Raw genomic sequence first — 16,871 nt, 5'->3', positions numbered from 1 at the left:
AGAACGATTCCCGAACCAGGCAGCATCCCAACCCAAGAACACAAGAGACGAGACGCGGGAAACGCGCCGTCCCACGCTGCAGCAAGAGGAGACAATATGAAATACCGCACTTTCGCCGCGACCCTGCTGGCCACGCTGGCCGCCGGTTTCGCCGGCAGCGCCGGCGCCGCGTCCTGGCCGGAACGGCCCATCACGCTCATCGTGCCTTTCCCGGCCGGGGGCGGCACCGACACCTTCGCCCGTCCGCTGGCCCAGCAATTGACCACCCAGCTGGGGCAGTCGGTGGTGATCGACAACAAGGGGGGCGCGGGCGGCACCGTGGGCGCCGGCGTGGCCGCCAAGGCCCGGCCCGACGGCTACACCTTCTTCATGGGCGGCGCGCACCATGCGCTGGCGCCGTCGCTGTACAAGAGCCTGAACTACAACATCCAGAAGGACTTCGTGCCGGTGGCGCTGGTGGCGCAACCGCCGCAGGTGATCGTCATCAATCCCGCCAAGCTGCCGGTCAAGACGGTGCAGGAATTCGTCGACTACGCCAAGAAGCATCCCGGCGAAATCAACTTCGGCACGGCCGGCAAGGGCAGCACCCATCACCTGGCCGGCGAGCTGTTCGCGATGCAGACCGGCATCAAGCTGGTCGATGTGCCCTACCAGGGGGCGGGGCCGATGCTGTCGGCGCTGATCGGCGGGCAGGTGGACCTGGCATTCGACGGCCTGGGATCGTCCGCCGGCCACATCCGGTCGGGCACCATCAAGCCACTGGCGGTGGCCGCCGACAAGCGTTCACCGTCGCTGCCCGACGTGCCGACCGCGGCCGAGGCCGGCGTGCCGAACTACGTGGTGTCGACCTGGTACGCGATCTGGGCGCCGGCGGGCACGCCGCAGGAGGCCGTCGACCGCATGACGGCGGAAATCACCAAGGCCTTGAACACGCCCAAGATCAAGGAAACCTGGGAGGGCAACGGCTCGGCCGTGCCGACCCTGACCGGCCCGGCCTTCGGTAAGTTCGTCGACAGCGAAGTGTCGCGCTGGGCCAAGGTGGTGTCGGATTCGGGCGTCAAGCTGGATTGACGCCCGCGGGGCTGCCGCGCGGTTCCTTCAGCGCCAGTCGCTGGCCAGGCTGAGCCTGGCCAGCTGGTCGCGCGTCAGCGCCAGGCTGGCGGCCTTGACCAGTTCGTCCAGCTGCGCCAGCGAGGTGGCGCTGACGATCGGCGAGGTGATGCCCGGCTGCGCGATCTGCCAGGCCAGCGCGGCCTGCGCCGGCGTACAGCCGGCATCCTCGGCCACTTCGTCCAGCGCCTTCAGGATGCGGTAGCCGCGCTCGTTCAGGTAGGTGTCGACGATCTTCTTGCCGCGCGCGCTCTTGCCGACGTCGGCCGGGCTGCGGTACTTGCCGCTGAGAAAGCCGCTGGCCAGCGCGTAATAGTTGATGGTGCCCAGGTCCTGCGCCTTGACCAGCGCCTGCAGGTGTCCCTCGAACGGCTCGCGGCTGTAGAGGTTGTATTCGGGCTGGATACTCTCGTAGCGCGGCAGGTTGTGGCGTTCGCTGGCGATCAGCGCTTCGGACAGGCGCACCGCCGTGTAGTTGGAGGCGCCGATGGCGCGCACCTTGCCCGCTTCCATCAGCTTGGCGTATTCGCCCAGCGTGTCGGTCAGCGGCGTGTCGGGATCGTCCTTGTGCGACTGGTACAGGTCGACGTGGTCGGTCTGCAGCCGCGCCAGCGAGGCGTCCAGCGAGCGCCGGATGTAGGCCGGCGCCAGGCCCTTGGCGTCCGGGCCCATCTCCATGCCGACCTTGGTGGCGATCAGCACGCGGTCGCGCTTGCCCGAGCGCTTGAGCCACTTGCCGATCAGGGTTTCGGATTCACCGCCCTGGTTGCCGGGCACCCAGCGCGAATACACGTCGGCGGTGTCGATGAAATTCAGGCCGGCGTCGACCAGCGCGTCCAGCAAGGAGAACGTGCCGGCTTCGTCGACGGTCCAGCCGAAGACGTTGCCGCCGAAGGTGAGGGGAGGAATCTGCAGGCCGGAACGGCCCAATGCGCGTTTGATCATGATGTGGCCCTTTGAATGTCGCGGATGTCGTGTCGCGCGGGCGCGGCGTTTTCAGTATATTGGGCCGCCCGCCCCGGCATGGGGCGCGCGTGCCGCGCATGCACCATTTCAGGGATTCCCCCCAAGTGAATTTGTGTTGCGACACGTTAGACTATACGGCTTTACGGCTGTCCGGACCGTGGGGAAGCCCGCGGAGCAGCCGTAATAATGAACAAATACCAAGGGTTCAAGGAGCTTACCTATGCTGATCGGAAAAAAACATTTTCTGACGGTTGGCGCAATGGCGCTGGCGATGGCGATCGCCGCGCCGGTGGCGGCGCAGCAGAAGTCGGTGGCGATCACGGCCATCGTCGAGCACCCGGCGCTGGACGCCGTGCGTGACGGGGTGCAGGACGCCCTCAAGCAGGCCGGCTACGAGTCCGGCAAGAACCTGAAGTGGCAGTACCAGAGCGCGCAGGGCAATACCGGCACCGCCGCCCAGATCGCGCGCAAGTTCGTCGGCGACAAGCCCGACGCCATCGTCGCCATCGCCACCCCGTCGGCCCAGGCCGTCGTGGCCGCCACCAAGGACGTGCCGGTGGTGTATTCCGCCGTGACCGACCCGGTCGCCGCACAGTTGGTATCGAGCATGGATGCCTCCGGCACCAACGTCACCGGCGTGTCGGACCTGCTGGCGCTGGACAAGCAGGTCGAGCTGATCAAGAAGATCGTCCCCAACGCCAAGCGCGTCGGCATGGTCTACAACCCGGGCGAGGCCAACTCGGTCGTGGTGGTCAAGAAGCTGCAGGAACTGCTGCCCAAGTCGGGCATGAGCCTGGTCGAGGCCGCCGCCCCGCGTTCGGTCGACGTGGCATCCGCCGCCCGCAGCCTGATCGGCAAGGTCGACGTCATCTACACCAACACCGACAACAACGTGGTCTCGGCCTACGAGTCGCTGGTGAAGGTCGGCAACGACGCCAAGATCCCGCTGATCGCCTCGGACACCGACAGCGTCAAGCGCGGCGGCATCGCCGCCCTGGGCATCAACTACCGCGACCTGGGCGTGCAGACCGGCAAGGTGGTGGTGCGCATCCTCAAGGGCGAGAAGCCCGGCGCGATCCCGTCCGAAACCGTCTCCAAGCTGGAGCTCTACGTGAACCCGGGCGCCGCCGCCAAGCAAGGCGTGACGCTGTCCGACGCGATCATCAAGTCGGCCGCGGTGGTGGTAAAGTAAAGCGCAAGTCGTTCGGCCCCGCCCGTGCCTGCCCGGCATGAGCGGGGTTTTGTTTTATCTTGTTTTCTTGTGTTTGCCCCGCGCCGGTACGCGGGGTCCACAGGGCGGCAGCATCCACAAGGTGCGCGCGGCCCGGCGCGATGGCGTTGGCCTTGAACGGCACGGCGGTCATGGACCGCATGCCGCGTTTTGCTCCCCTGGAGCGCCCCTCAAGCAGCCCGCTTGCGGCCCTGGCCGCCAAGCCTGGCGACGCCTTGGCAGGAATCGAGAGAAAATCGCACGGCAGGAAACGTTTATTGCGAAAGCTCGGGTAAAACTGACCCCGAAACGCAAGAAGTTGGACGTTCCTAATCTCTAATATGCTCGTTCCTTACCTGATTGGATTTGACCCATGTCATTGTTCTCGTTGTTAGGCGCACTGGAGATCGGCCTGATCTTCAGCCTGGTGGCCTTGGGCGTGTATATCTCCTTTCGCCTGCTGCGCTTTCCGGACCTGACCGTTGACGGCAGTTTCCCGCTGGGCGGCGCCGTCTGTGCCACGCTGATCGCCTCGGGCACCGACCCGTTCGTGGCCACCATCGCCGCCACCTTTGCCGGCGCGGCCGCGGGCCTGGTCACCGGCTGGCTCAACGTCAAGCTCAAGATCATGGACCTGCTGGCCAGCATCCTGATGATGATCGCGCTGTATTCCGTGAACCTGCGCATCATGGGCAAGCCCAACGTGCCGCTGATCACAGAACCCACCGTCTTCACCATCCTGCAGCCCGAATGGCTGTCGGACTACGTGGCGCGGCCGCTGATCCTGGTGGTCATCGTGATCCTGGCCAAGCTGGCGCTGGACTGGTTCTTCGCCACCCAGACCGGCCTGGCCGTGCGCGCCACCGGCTCGAACGGCCGCATGGCCCGCGCGCAGGGCGTGAACACCGGCCGCATGATCCTGGGCGGCATGGCGCTGTCGAACGCGCTGGTCGCGATGGCCGGCGCGCTGTTCGCGCAGACCCAGGGCGGTTCCGACATCTCCATGGGCATCGGCACCATCGTCATCGGCCTGGCCGCGGTGATCGTCGGCGAAAGCATCCTGCCGTCGCGCAAGCTGGTGCTGGCCACGCTGGCCGTCATCATCGGCGCCATCGTCTACCGCTTCTTCATCGCGCTGGCGCTGAACAGCGATTTCATTGGCCTGAAGGCGCAGGACCTGAACCTCGTCACCGCGGTGCTGGTCACGATCGCCCTGGTCATTCCCATGCTCAAGCGCCGGCTGGTCGGCAAGAAGGGGCGCTGATATGTTGTCCGCAAAAGACCTCAAGATCACTTTCAACGCCGGCACGCCGATCGAAACGCGCGCGTTGCGCGGGCTGTCGCTGGACATCCCGTCGGGCCAGTTCGTCACCGTCATCGGTTCCAACGGCGCCGGCAAGTCGACCTTCCTGAACGCCGTCTCGGGCGACCTGCCGGTCGATTCCGGCCGCATCGAGATCGACGGCGCCGACGTCACGCGCCAGCCGGTCTGGGCGCGCGCCTCGCGCGTGGCGCGCGTGTTCCAGGATCCGATGGCCGGCACCTGCGAAGACCTGACCATCGAAGAAAACATGGCGCTGGCGCAGTTGCGCGGCGTGCGCCGCGGCTATGGCCGCGCGGTCAAGACTTCGATGAAGGAAGGATTCCGCGAACGCCTGGCCACGCTCGGGCTGGGCCTGGAAAACCGCCTGACCGACCGCATCGGCCTGCTCTCGGGCGGCCAGCGCCAGGCTGTGAGCCTGCTGATGGCGGCGCTGCAGCCGTCGCGCATCCTGCTGCTGGACGAGCACACCGCCGCGCTCGACCCGCGCACCGCCGACTTCGTGCTGCAACTGACGGCGCGCATCGTGGCCGAAAGCAAGCTGACCACCATGATGGTCACGCACAGCATGCGCCAGGCGCTGGACGTGGGCGACCGCACGGTGATGCTGCACCAGGGCCAGGTGGTGCTGGACGTGTCCGGCGATGAACGCCGCGGCATGGACGTGCCCGACCTGCTGGCCATGTTCGAGCGCGTGCGCGGCGAGAAGTTGTCGGACGACGCGTTGCTGTTGGGCTGATTCCGCGCTTGCGCCTTGAGCGGCGCAAGCAAAACGCCCGGCGCGGCCTCTCCGGAGGCGGCGCCGGGCGTTTTGCTTTCTGCCGTGGCGCGGGGCGGGCGAACGGCGCCGCTAGATGAAGCGGCCCGGCCGGAACGCGGCGTGGCGGGCGGGATCGCCGGCGCCGCACATCAGCTCGCCCAGTATCCGCGCGGTCCCGGGCGCGGTGCTGAAACCGATGTGCTGGTGGCCCAGCGCCAGCCACAGGCCCGGATGGCGCGGCGCCTGGCCGATCATGGGACGGCTGTCCGGCAGCGTGGGGCGGCGGCCCAGCCAGGGCTGGGGATCGAGCCGCGGCCCCAGGCCGACGGCTTCGCGAGCCCGGGCTTCGGCCAGGTCCAGTTGCAGCGGCCGGGGCGGCGCGTCGCGCTCGTCCAGCTCGACCCCCGTGGTCAGCCGCAGGCCGCGCGCCATGGGCGACAGCACGTAGCCGCCGCCGGTGTCGTAGATGGGGCGGCTCAGCGCGGGGCCATCGACGGCGCCGTAGTGCATGTGGTAGCCGCGCTCGAAGGCCAGCGGCAGGTCGATGCCGGTGGTCTTGAGCAGTTCCTTGGACCAGGGGCCCAGCGCCACCACCAGGTCGGGCGCCGTCAGCATGTCCGAGCCGGTGTCGCCCTGCACGATCCAGCCCCGGCCGCCGTCGCGGCGGATGGCGGTCGCGCGCAGGCGCCGCAATGTGCCGCCGGAACGTTGGAACAGCTCGGCGTAGGCCGCGGTCACGGCCGCCGGGTCGTCCACCGAATACGAACCCTGGATCCACAGCGCGCGCGAAAAGATCGGCGCCAGCGCCGGTTCCAGTTGCGCCAGCTCGGCGGGGGCCAGCGCCTGGGTCGGCACGTCGTGGCGGGCGTAGGCATCGCGCGCCAGGACGCCGGCCTGCCAGGCCTGCTCACTACGGAACAGGAAGATCCAGCCGCTGTCGCGCAGACGCCGGCGGACGCCGGCCTCGTCCAGCAGCCGCAGGTGCTCGGTCGCGGACAGGCGGATCAGGCTGTCGAGCGCCGCCGTCGTCTCGTGGAACACCGACGGCCGGGCGCGCGCCAGGAAGCCTGCCGCCCAACCGAGGTTGCGGGCGAGGTACGAGACGCGATAGCGGAACTGGACGGTGTCGTTGCGCAACAACCGTGGCAACTGGCGCCACAGGCCGGGGTGGTTGAACGGCATGAGCGAGCTGCGGGCCAGGACACCGGCGTTGCCGGCCGAGGTTTCCAGCCCGGGGGGCTGGCGGTCGACCAGGGTGACGTCCAGGCCGCGCCGCTGCAGTTCCAGCGCGCAGCAGACGCCGACGATGCCGGCGCCCAACACAATGACTTGCTTGCCCATCGGGATTGTCGGTGCGAGTCCAGGGATAGCGGGCGATTGTAGGGCAGCGGTGGATTGCCGGCGACGGGGGCTATCCATGACGGATGCCGCCGGTGGGGCATGCGGCCGACGCGATGGCTCCGAGGTGATCGTCGATCAGCCGTCGATCAGCCGTCGATCTCAGGCGGCGGGCCGCTGCCCCAGGATGCGCCCGGCGGCCGCCACGCCCCACCAGGCGGCTTCCTCGAACACGGAATAGCCCGACAGGTCGGCATGGGCGAACAGCACCGGGCCGTCGACTTCGCGCAAAGCCGCCAGGCCGGCGTTGGACAGGTAGCCGCAATAGGGCGAGGCCATGGCATGGCCGCGCACCGTGATCTCCAGCTGGCGGGCGCGGCGCCAGAACTCGTCGCCATAGGCGGCCACCAGGTCGGCGGCGGCCTCGTCGCGCAGCGCCTCGGGGCGGGCGTCGGCGAGCCACTGGCGCGCGGCCTGCGGCGTTTGGTCGCTGAGCGCGTGGTAGGCGGTGAACACCGTGCGCGGCGAGCGCGCCACGCGCAGCAGCTGGTGGGTCGAGACCACGTAGCCCAGGGCCTGGCCCTGGTAGACCACGTTGTCCCACGACAGCGGTTCGCCCGGCGCTTCGCGCGGATAGCCGTCCATGACGAAGTTCGATACCAGCCAGGGCGCGTGCGGCGAGGCGTGCGTGGCCGGATCGTAGCCATAGGCGCGGATGTCGGGCAGGATGCGCTGGGCCACGAACAACGGCATGGCGCAGACCGCGCGTTGCGCCGCCAGCGTGTAGACGCTGGCGGCGGCGCCCGGCGCGAGGCAGTCGATGCGGGGGCCGGCGGGGCTTTCATGCAGCCGCGCCGCGGTGCCGGGCAGCAGCCAGTCGCCGTGGCCGAGGCGGGCGCTGATGGCGTCGCGCAGCCGTTGCACCAGCGGCGCCAGGCCCCCGGGCCAGGTCAGCACCGCGCCCTCGGCGGCGTTGGTGGCGTGGCCGTCGCGGCTGGCGAAGTAGTGCAGCCCGGCCCAGGCCGAGACCCGGTCATAGGGCGCGCCGTAGTCGTCGCGGCAGCAGTAGTTCAAATACCAGTGCAGCGCCGGCGAGGTGTAGCCTTCGCGCTCCAGCCACTGCCGGAAGGTCAGCGCATCCAGGGCGCGCCACGCCGGGTCGCGCGAGGACAGCACGATCGGGATGCAGAAGACCTTGCGGCCGTCGTTGCCGACCGCGCCGTGCAGGCGGTCCACCAGCGCCAGGAACTTGCGGTGCTGCTCGATATCGGCCTCGGGCAGCCCGTGCATCGGCAAGAGGCCGTCTTCCCAACGGCCGTCGCGCAGCAGGCGTTCCTGCGGCGAGTGCGCCAGGATGGACTCGTCGTAGTAGGGCCGCGCGCCAAAGGCGTCGCGCTCGGCGATGCCGAAGTCGGCCAGCATTTCGCGCACGTGGGTGGACTGCATCGACGGCAGCGGCAGGTAGTGCGCGCCGAGTGGGTAGTCCAGCCCGTCGCGGTTGCCGGCGGCGGCGTTGCCGCCGTACTCGGGGCCTTGGACCACGACGAAATCGGTGAAGCCTTCGCGCGCCAGCTTCCAGGCGCACGACAGGCCGGCCACGCCGGACCCCAGGATCGCCACCTGGCAGCGCCGGGCGCCGGACGACGACGGCAGCGCCGCGCCATCGCGCAGCGCGTGGCCGACCTGCATGCCGGGGTAGCGCACGTCCGGCGTGGTCTCGACCACGCGCGAACGGTAATAGCCTGCCGTGCCCGCGGCGGCGGCGGTGGCGGCGCCCAGCAGGAAGGTACGGCGGCGCATCAGCGGATGACCTTGCGCCAGTCCTCGTCGAAGTAGCGCACGAGCGATTGCTCGTTCAGGCGGTTCGGCGGCATGGCCAGCGCCGGCATGTCGGCGGGAAAGTGGAACAGCTCGCGCAGGGTGGCGGGGTCGAGGTAGCGGGTGGGCACCGACACCGCCGTCGGCGGCGTGTAGTCGCGGCGCTTGCCGGCCAGGATGAAGCCCCAGTCGCCGAAGGACGGCACGTAGGCGTGGTACGGCCAGGTGTTCAGGCCGGCCTCCTTGAGCGTGGCGTCCACGCTCCAGAACGAGCGCGGCGCGAAGTAGGGCGAGGTCGACTGGATCACCATGTAGCCGTTCTCGGCCAGGTGCCGCGCCATCAGGTGGTAGACCGGCACGGAGTACAGCCGGCCCAGGCCGAAGTTGGACGGATCCGGAAAGTCCACCACGATGAAGTCGTAGACCTCGGCGTGGCTTTCGAGCCAGCGGCCGGCGTCGTCGTTGATGACGGTGACGCGCGGATCGGTCAGCGAACCCTGGTTCAGTTTCGTCAGCGGTTCGGAGCGCGAGAACAGGCCCGTCATGGCAGGATCCAGGTCCACCAGCGTGACGTGCTCCACATGCTTGTACTTGAGGATCTCGCGCACCGCCAGGCCATCGCCGCCGCCCAGCACCAGCACGTTGCGGGCCCAGGGCAGCGCCTGCAGGCCGGGGATCACCAGCGACTCGTGGTAGCGGTGTTCGTCGCGCGACGAGAATTGCAGGTTGCCGTTGATGTACAGCCGCAGGTCGTCGTGCCAGCGCGTCACGATCAGGCGCTGGTAGGGCGTGGTCTCGGCGTGCACCACGTCGTCGCCGTACAGGCCCTTTTCGGCCCACGCCGTCATCTGGCCGGAAAACAGGAAGCCCAGGGCCAGCAGCCCCAGCACCACGCCGCCGCGCACGGCGCGTTCGGCAGGGCGCCGGATCTCGCCGCGGAACAGCCAGGTGGTCCACAGCGCCACGCCGGCGTTGAGCATGCCGAACAGGAAACTGGTGCGCAGCAGGCCCAGCTTGGGCGCCAGCAACAGCGGAAAGATCAGCGACACGGCCAGCGCGCCGAGATAATCGAAGGTCAGCACGCGGCTGACGATTTCGCGGAACTCGGCCTTGCGCTGGTTGAATACCCGCATCACCAGCGGAATCTCCATGCCGACCATCAGACCGATAATGAAGACGCCCGCGTACAGCGCCGCGCGAAACGGCGCCGACAGCCAGGCGAACACCAGGAACAGGACCGCGGCGGAAACCCCGCCCAACAATGCGACGGCCAGCTCGACATCGATGAATCGATTCAAAACGTCGTCGTCTCTTACATATTTTGACAACCACGATCCGATGCCCATCGCGAACAGATAGCAGCCGATGACGGACGAGAACTGGAGAATGGAATCCCCCAGCAGATAGCTGGCCAGCGCGCTGCTGATGAGCTCATAGCCCAGGCCGCAGGAAGCGACGATCAATACCGACAGGATGAGAACGCGGTCGCGCATGGGGGTTCCGACGTGAAAATGCGTTCGCAGTATATCGAAGGCGCCGTATATACTGCGCGCAATTAGGGCCTGAAGGGGCGATTATGGGAGAAGCGATGCATCCGGCCGTGACCTATCTGATCTACATCGTCTCGGCACTGGTCATGCTGGGCATTTTCACCGCCGTCTACACCACCGTTACCCGCTACAAGGAATTCGAGCTGATCCGCGAGGGCAACATCGCCGCGGTGTTGTCCTACGGCGGCGCCCTGGTGGGCTTTTCCTTCACGCTCTGTTCCAGCATCGCGGTCCACGCCAGTTTCGTCATGTTCCTGGTCTGGGGCGTCGCCGCCATGGTGGTGCAACTGGTCGTCTACGCCGTCGTTTCCCGCGCCATCCACGGCCTGCACGAGGCCATCGAAGAAAACAACATCGCCATGGGCGGCCTGATCGGTTCGATCTCGCTGGCCGCCGGCGTGGTCAACGCCGCCTGCCTGACCTGAGCGGCCAGGCGCGTCGGCCTTGATCTGAAACAGGAGAACTTGCCATGAGTCTCGGTTCATTTATCCGCAAGCAGTTTATCGACATCCTGCAATGGAACGAGGACGGCGACGGCGTGCTGGCCTGGCGCCACCCGATGCAGGATTTCGAAATCCAGTACGGCGCCAGCCTGACCGTGCGCGAATCGCAGATGGCGGTGTTCGTCAACGAAGGCAAGGTGGCCGACGTGTTCGGCCCCGGCATGTACAAGCTGACGACCCAGACCCTGCCGGTGCTGACGTACCTGAAGAACTGGGACAAGCTGTTCGAGTCGCCCTTCAAGTCGGACGTGATCTTCTTCAGCACCCGCCTGCAACTGGGCCGGCGCTGGGGCACGGCGCAGCCCGTGACGCTGCGCGACAGCGAGTTCGGCATGGTGCGGCTGCGCGCCTTCGGCGTGTACTCGTACCAGATCACCGACCCGGCCAAGTTCTACCGCGAGATCAGCGGCACGCGCGACGTCTACACCGTCGACGACCTGGAAATGCAACTGCGCAACATGGTGGTCGCGGCCATGACCACGGCGCTGGGCGGATCCAAGGTGCCGTTCCTGGATATCGCCGGCAACCAGGGCCTGATGTCGCAGAGCATCGCCGAGCAATTGGGCCCGGTGTTCGACCGCTATGGCGTCAAACTCGACAACTTCACGGTCGAGAATGTGTCGCTGCCCGAGGAATTGCAGAAGGCGCTGGATACGCGGATCTCGATGGGCATGGCTGGCGACCTGGGCAAATTCACCCAGTACCAGACCGCCACCTCGATCCCGCTGGCGGCCCAGAACGAAGGCGGCATCGCCGGCATCGGCGCGGGCCTGGCGGCCGGCGCGGCGCTGGGCCAGACCATGGCCGCCGGCCTGGGCGTGGCCCAGGGCCAGCCGGCTCCGGGCGCCGCGGCCGGGGCCGCGGCAGCGGGGGCGGCCGCCGGCGCTGGCGCCGATCCGGTGCAGCGGCTGCAGCAGCTCAAGGACTTGCTGGACAAGGGCCTGATCACGCCGGCCGATTACGACACGGCGAAGGCCGAAGTCCTGAAGAAACTCACCAGCTGAGCGCCGCACGCCCATGCAGCAGGTCCTGTGTCCGCAGTGCGGAGCGCCCGTCAAGTTCACTTCCACGGCATCGGTCATGGCGGTCTGCGGCGCCTGCCGCAGCACGCTGCTCAAGGACGCCGAATCGGTCAGGCGCATCGGCGAGACCGCCGATGTCCTGGAAGACTATTCGCCGCTGTGCCTGGGCGCTTCCGGCAAGTTCGAGGGCAAGCGCTTCGATTTGATCGGCCGCATCCAGCTGCGCTACGAGGACGGCTTCTGGAACGAGTGGTATCTGTGGTTCGATGACGGCTCGGACGGCTGGCTGTCGGATGCTTCCGGCCAGTACGCCATCACCCGTCGCCGCAAGGTCAAGACGGTGCAGGGCCTGCCGGCATTTGCCGACATCGCCGCGGGCGATGACCTGAAGCTGGACGGCCAGCGCTTCACCGCCTCCGACGTGCGCCGCTGCCGCGCCGGCGGCGCGCAGGGCGAATTGCCGTTCGTGCCTGGCGATGGCTGGGAGGCCAAGGTGGCGGACTTCCGCAGCCTGGATGCCTTCCTCACGCTGGATTTTTCCGACGGCCCGCAGCCCGAACTCTATATCGGCAAGGCCTTCGACCTGTCTGCCATGCAGGCCTCCACGCTGCGCTCGAACGAGCAGGTCGAGGAAACCGCCGGGCGCTTCCGCGGCCAGATCAAGGCGCTCGATTGCCCCAACTGCGGCGCGCCCATCAGCTTCGTGGCGGCCATGGCGACCCAGGTGGTGTGCCCGTCCTGCGCGGCCACCGTCGATTGCGCCGGTGAAACCGCCGAAGTCATCGACAAGGCGCGCAAGGTCCGGGCCATCAAGACCACGCTGGCGCTGGGCGCCACCGCCAGGATCGACGGCACGACCTACACCTTGATCGGGCTGATGAAGTGCGCGGACCCGGATCCGGAAGAACCGTCGGACTGGATCGAATACCTGCTGTTCAGTCCGGTCAAGGGCTTCACCTGGCTGGTCGAGACCGACGAGGGCTGGGAACGCGTGCAGGTCTGCGATACCTGGCCCAGCCACAACAATGCCACCAGCGTGCGCTGGCGTTCCAAGCTGTACCACAAGCTGTACGACTACACGTCGCGCGTCGACCTGGCGCTGGGCGCCTTCAACTGGCGCGTGAAGGTCGGCGACCGCACCCAGATCACCGACTACAAGGCGGGCAATCTCAAGCTCACCCGGGAGCAGGCTCCGGCCGAAGTGGGCTGGTCGGCCGCCGCACCGGTCGCGCCCGCGCAACTGGCCGAATGGTTCGGCAACCCCGAGCTGGCCAGGCAGAAAGCGATGCCGCGCGCCGCCTTGTCCGGCGGTTACCGCAAATGGGCCTGGTTCGCGACCATCGCCATGGGCTTTCTCAATATTGGCAACATTTTCAGTGGGCGCATCCTGCCGATCGTGATCGGCCTGGCGTTCCTGTGGCTGCCGGCCAGCCTCGCGGACAAGATCTCCGCAAAGGATGAATAAGGGATGGGCAAGCTTCTATACGCCATCTACGCCGTCATCGTGGTGATGGCCGCGACCGGCGCCAGTTCGCCCGGCGCCCGCTACACCAGCGGCGGCGGCAGCAGCTGGGGCGGCGGTTCTTCGGGCAGCTCGGGCTGGTCGTCGGGCGGTTCGCACAAGTGACGCCGCACGCCACGCCCGGCCGCCATATCCTGGCCGATTTCCGCGGCGTGCCCGCCGCTCTGCTGGCCGACGCGGCAGCGCTCGAACGCGAACTGGTCCTGGCCGCCGAGGCGGCGGGGGCGCGGGTGCTGGGCGCCCATTTCCATCACTTCGGCGAGGGCGCGGGCGTGACCGGCGTGGTCATGCTGAGCGAATCCCATATCAGCGTCCATTCCTGGCCCGAACACCGGTTCGCGGCGCTGGACATCTTCATGTGCGGGACGGCCCGGCCCGAACTGGCGCTGGAGCGCCTGCGCGAAGCGCTGGGCCCGAGCACGGTGCGCGTCACCACGGTCGACCGCGGCTGAGCGCCGCGCGACGCTTTCCCCCGCGGCGTTGATCTGGCGCAAGCAGGCAGCCGGGCGCAAATTGACGAGCGTTATATACCTATATATATTTCGTTACCGAGATTGATCTTGCCCGAGGAGGGATTCATGTTCCGCAAACAGCCGATCCTGGCGCTGTCGCTGGCCCTGGCCGCCGCCTGGGGCACCAGCGCCCACGCCGGCGACCTGGTGGTGTCCGCCGCCGCCAGCCTGACCAACGCGTTCAAGGACGTGGCCCAGGCGTACGAAAAGGAGCATGCCGGCACCAAGGTCATCCTGAACTTCGGCGCCTCCGACGTGCTGCTGCAGCAGATCGTCAAGGGCGCGCCCGCCGACGTGTTCGCGTCCGCCGACCAGAAGGCCATGGACAAGGCCGTCGAGGAAAAGGCGGTCAAGCCCGACACGCGCATCGACTTCGCCGCCAACCAGGTGGTGCTGATCGTGCCGACCGACAGCAAGGCCAACATCACCGCGCTCAAGGACCTGACGCGCGACGACATCAAGCGCATCGCCTACGGCAACCCGGCTTCGGTGCCGGTGGGCCGCTACACGCAGGGCGCGTTGCAGGCCGCCGGCCTGTGGGACGCGGTGCAGGCCAAGAGCGTGCTGGCGCAGAACGTGCGCCAGAGCCTGGACTACGTGTCGCGCGGCGAGGTCGATGCGGGCTTCGTGTTCGCGACCGACGCCGCCGTGATGCCGGACAAGGTCAAGGTGGCCGTGCGCGTGCCGTCGCAGACCCCGGTGACCTATCCCATCGCCGTGACCGCGCGCGACGCCGCCGCCAAGGAAGCGCAAAGCTTCGTGGCCTATGTGATGTCGCCCGCCGGGCAGGCGATCCTGTCGCGCTACGGCTTCCAGAAGCCTTGATTGAGGGCGCGGGCGACAGCCAACGCGGTCAGCGATGAGTGATTCGGTATGGGTGCCGCTGCTGCTTACCCTGAAAGTGGCGGGCTGGGCGACGTTGCTGGCGACCGCGGCCGGCACGGCGGCTGCCTACGGCCTGTCGCGCTGGCGCTGGCCGGGGCGGGACCTGCTCGATGCCATCCTGACCCTGCCGCTGGTGCTGCCGCCCACGGTCCTGGGCTACTACCTGCTGGTGCTGCTGGGCCGGCGCGGCGTGCTGGGCGAGCGGCTGGCCGATATCGGCATTGAGCTGGTGTTCACCTGGCAGGGCGCGGTCATCGCCGCGTCGGTGGTGGCCTTCCCGCTGGTGTTCAAGTCGGCCCGCGCCGCTTTCGAGAACGTCGATTCGCAACTGGAAAACGCGGCCCGCGTGCTGGGCGTGTGCGAGGCCGGGGTGTTCTTCCGCGTGACGCTGCCGCTGGCGGCGCGCGGCATCGTCGCCGGCGTGTTGCTGGCGTTTGCCCGCGCGCTGGGCGAATTCGGCGCCACCCTGATGATCGCCGGCAACCTGCCGGGCCGCACCCAGACGCTGTCGGTCGCCATCTACGAGGCGGTGCAGGCGGGCGATGACGCCACCGCCAATTTCCTGGTGCTGGTGACTTCCATCACCTGCATCGTGGTGCTGCTGGCGGCCGGCAAGCTGGTGCCGATCCGTTCCAGCCAACGCGGAGGCAGACTATGAGCGTCGACCTGCGCATACGCAAGAACATGGTGTCCGGCGATCGCCATTTTTCGCTGGACGTGGCGTTCTCGTCCAAGGCCAAGCGCATTGCGCTGTTCGGCCCGTCGGGCGCCGGCAAGAGCCTGACGCTGCGAGCGGTGGCCGGGCTGCTGCGGCCGGACGCCGGCCGCATCGAGGTCAACGGCAGGGTGCTGTTCGACGCCGAGGCCCGCGTCAGCGTCGCGCCGCAGGCCCGCCGCGTGGCCTACCTGTTCCAGGACTACGCGTTGTTTCCGCACCTGACGGTGGCGCAGAACATCGCCTTCGGTTCGCGCCGCGGCTGGCTCAACCCGCCCCGGCGCGCGGTCTCGGCCGAGGCGCGGCGGTGGGTGGACGCCTTCGAGCTGGGCGCCATCGTGGGCAGCTATCCGCACGAGATCTCGGGCGGCCAGAAGCAACGCGTGGCGCTGGCGCGCGCGCTGATGCTCAAGCCCGAGATCGTGCTGTTGGACGAACCGTTCTCGGCGCTCGATTCGCAACTGCGCGGCAAGATGCGGCTGGAACTGAACGCCCTGCAGCGCCAGCTGGACGTGCCGATGCTGTTGATCACGCATGATCCGGCCGACGTCGAGGCGCTGGCCGACGAGGTCTTCGAAGTGCGCGACGGCAAGGTGCGCCGACGCGACGAGGATGTCGGCGTCTAGCGGGCGTGCAGGGGCGGCGCAAGGTCTGTTGCAAGGGCGGCGGCCCCCCGCGCGCGGGATTCAGTCCAGCACGCCCAGGATCACGCTGGAAGCCTTGAACACGGCGACCGCTTGCGCGCCTTCACGCAAGCCCAGTTCCTGCGCGCTTTCGTTGGTGACGATGGCCGCCAGCGTGGCGCCGCCTTCCAGCCCGATCAGGATCTCGCTGTTGACCGCGCCGGTACGTACCGCCGTGATGGTGCCCGGCAGCTGGTTGCGGGCCGACAGCCGCAGGCCCGCACCCGGCGCGCCGACGATGACCGACGAGGCCTTGACCAGGGCCAGCGCTTCCTTGCCGGGCGCCAGTTCCAGTTCCTGGGTGCTTTCCCGGGTGATGGTGGCAGTGATGACCTGGCCGCCGGCGATGCGCAGCAGGACTTCGTCGTTGACGGCGCCCGCGCGGATTTCCATTACGGTACCCATGAGTTTGTTGCGTGCGCTGGTCTTCAGCATGAATCGCCTCATCAAGTCGAGATCGCCGCTGGCATCCACGCCAGCGTGCGTCAGGTTTTCCATGAATTTGCGGTGTTCGGCTTCCAGGGCCCGGAAGGTCGCGATCAGGCCGCGAGCCCGGTCGGTCAGGCGCGTGCCGCCGCCGCCCTTGCCCCCGGCGGCGCGCAGCACCAGCGGCTCGCCTGCCAGGTTGTTCATCGCATCGATGGCATCCCAGGCGCCCTTGTAGCTCATGCCCACCGCCCGCGCGGCGGCCGTGATGGAGCCGGTGGCGTCAATTTGCGCCAGCAGGTCTATGCGGTTCTTTCCGCCCCAAGTCTGGGTGCCGGAACGAAACCAAATCGAGCCGTCGAGTTCCAACATCGGTATCAGGTCTGGTCGGGGTCTGGAATATTCCCGAGTGTAATGGAGCCCGTCCGGCGGCCGTTTGAGATATATCCGATGAGAATGAGATGCTGTTGAAACTTTATCCGCTTCGCGGCACTATGGACGCGCTCGGAGTGTGTTGAGGGGTGTTCAAC

General features: G+C 67.9%; 17 protein-coding genes. 12 read left to right on the top strand and 5 right to left on the bottom strand.

The window, feature by feature from the left end; genetic code table 11:
• The first annotated feature begins 96 nt into the window (after positions 1–96).
• Entirely contained in the window at positions 97–1,071 is a 975-nt protein-coding gene (locus AC6CR5_RS13305; protein WP_006384486.1) for a Bug family tripartite tricarboxylate transporter substrate binding protein, read from the top strand.
• 27 nt (positions 1,072–1,098) lie between these two features.
• Here the strand turns inward: AC6CR5_RS13305 and AC6CR5_RS13300 are convergent, their stop codons facing one another.
• Positions 1,099–2,055 carry an aldo/keto reductase gene (locus AC6CR5_RS13300; protein WP_024069985.1) on the bottom strand — a complete coding sequence of 319 codons (957 nt, stop codon included), beginning with the start codon at positions 2,053–2,055 and terminating at the stop codon, positions 1,099–1,101.
• 241 nt (positions 2,056–2,296) lie between these two features.
• Between AC6CR5_RS13300 and AC6CR5_RS13295 the strand changes: the two genes are divergently transcribed.
• The 3 genes from AC6CR5_RS13295 (at position 2,297) to AC6CR5_RS13285 (ending at position 5,346) form a co-directional block, all read left to right on the top strand.
• Positions 2,297–3,268, top strand: a complete 972-nt coding sequence (locus AC6CR5_RS13295; RefSeq protein WP_006384488.1) for an ABC transporter substrate-binding protein — start codon at positions 2,297–2,299, stop codon at positions 3,266–3,268.
• A 391-nt stretch (positions 3,269–3,659) separates the two neighbouring features.
• Positions 3,660–4,550 (top strand): ABC transporter permease, encoded by an 891-nt coding sequence (locus tag AC6CR5_RS13290; protein ID WP_020929042.1) that lies wholly within the window; start codon positions 3,660–3,662, stop codon positions 4,548–4,550.
• A 1-nt stretch (position 4,551) separates the two neighbouring features.
• Positions 4,552–5,346 (top strand): ABC transporter ATP-binding protein, encoded by a 795-nt coding sequence (locus AC6CR5_RS13285; protein ID WP_006384490.1) that lies wholly within the window; start codon positions 4,552–4,554, stop codon positions 5,344–5,346.
• A 111-nt stretch (positions 5,347–5,457) separates the two neighbouring features.
• Here AC6CR5_RS13285 and AC6CR5_RS13280 read toward each other — a convergent pair whose 3' ends face one another.
• The 3 genes from AC6CR5_RS13280 to AC6CR5_RS13270 all read right to left on the bottom strand — a co-directional run bounded on the left by AC6CR5_RS13280 (position 5,458) and on the right by AC6CR5_RS13270 (position 10,016).
• Positions 5,458–6,708: an NAD(P)/FAD-dependent oxidoreductase gene (locus AC6CR5_RS13280; RefSeq protein WP_024069982.1), complete on the bottom strand. Its 1,251-nt coding sequence runs from the start codon at positions 6,706–6,708 to the stop codon at positions 5,458–5,460.
• Positions 6,709–6,867: 159 nt separating this feature from the next.
• The gene (locus AC6CR5_RS13275; protein WP_054447051.1) at positions 6,868–8,505 is read right to left on the bottom strand and encodes an NAD(P)-binding protein; all 1,638 of its coding nucleotides are present in this window, start codon (positions 8,503–8,505) and stop codon (positions 6,868–6,870) included.
• On the bottom strand, positions 8,505–10,016 hold the full coding sequence (locus AC6CR5_RS13270; RefSeq protein ID WP_006384837.1) for a polyamine aminopropyltransferase: 1,512 nt from the start codon (positions 10,014–10,016) through the stop codon (positions 8,505–8,507). Before AC6CR5_RS13270 ends, AC6CR5_RS13275 begins: the two co-directional genes overlap by 1 nt.
• 95 nt (positions 10,017–10,111) lie before the next feature.
• Between AC6CR5_RS13270 and AC6CR5_RS13265 the strand changes: the two genes are divergently transcribed.
• From AC6CR5_RS13265 to AC6CR5_RS13230, 8 genes are all read left to right on the top strand, one after another.
• Entirely contained in the window at positions 10,112–10,498 is a 387-nt protein-coding gene (locus AC6CR5_RS13265; RefSeq protein ID WP_026384192.1) for a DUF350 domain-containing protein, read from the top strand.
• Between the two features lie 44 nt (positions 10,499–10,542).
• Positions 10,543–11,580 (top strand): SPFH domain-containing protein, encoded by a 1,038-nt coding sequence (locus AC6CR5_RS13260; RefSeq protein WP_054444443.1) that lies wholly within the window; start codon positions 10,543–10,545, stop codon positions 11,578–11,580.
• A gap of 13 nt (positions 11,581–11,593) precedes the next feature.
• Entirely contained in the window at positions 11,594–13,063 is a 1,470-nt protein-coding gene (locus AC6CR5_RS13255; protein WP_006384834.1) for a DUF4178 domain-containing protein, read from the top strand.
• 3 nt (positions 13,064–13,066) lie between these two features.
• Positions 13,067–13,225: a hypothetical protein gene (locus tag AC6CR5_RS13250; protein WP_006384833.1), complete on the top strand. Its 159-nt coding sequence runs from the start codon at positions 13,067–13,069 to the stop codon at positions 13,223–13,225.
• Positions 13,222–13,572, top strand: a complete 351-nt coding sequence (gene speD, locus AC6CR5_RS13245; RefSeq protein ID WP_200221724.1) for an adenosylmethionine decarboxylase — start codon at positions 13,222–13,224, stop codon at positions 13,570–13,572. Before AC6CR5_RS13250 ends, speD begins: the two co-directional genes overlap by 4 nt.
• Positions 13,573–13,698: 126 nt before the next feature.
• A complete protein-coding gene (gene modA, locus AC6CR5_RS13240) occupies positions 13,699–14,457 on the top strand; it encodes a molybdate ABC transporter substrate-binding protein (RefSeq protein WP_076410653.1) in 759 nt (252 codons plus the stop codon).
• A gap of 34 nt (positions 14,458–14,491) precedes the next feature.
• The gene (modB, locus tag AC6CR5_RS13235) at positions 14,492–15,175 is read left to right on the top strand and encodes a molybdate ABC transporter permease subunit (RefSeq protein ID WP_200221723.1); all 684 of its coding nucleotides are present in this window, start codon (positions 14,492–14,494) and stop codon (positions 15,173–15,175) included.
• Positions 15,172–15,858: an ATP-binding cassette domain-containing protein gene (locus AC6CR5_RS13230; protein ID WP_020929033.1), complete on the top strand. Its 687-nt coding sequence runs from the start codon at positions 15,172–15,174 to the stop codon at positions 15,856–15,858. Before modB ends, AC6CR5_RS13230 begins: the two co-directional genes overlap by 4 nt.
• Before the next feature lie 60 nt (positions 15,859–15,918).
• Here the strand turns inward: AC6CR5_RS13230 and AC6CR5_RS13225 are convergent, their stop codons facing one another.
• Positions 15,919–16,713 (bottom strand): TOBE domain-containing protein, encoded by a 795-nt coding sequence (locus tag AC6CR5_RS13225; protein ID WP_006384828.1) that lies wholly within the window; start codon positions 16,711–16,713, stop codon positions 15,919–15,921.
• Positions 16,714–16,871 lie beyond the last annotated feature (158 nt).

The organism is Achromobacter sp. EG18, from assembly GCF_059759395.1.
The sequence above is the reverse complement of the archived record's forward strand: the minus strand, read 5'-3'. Positions and strand labels throughout refer to the sequence as shown.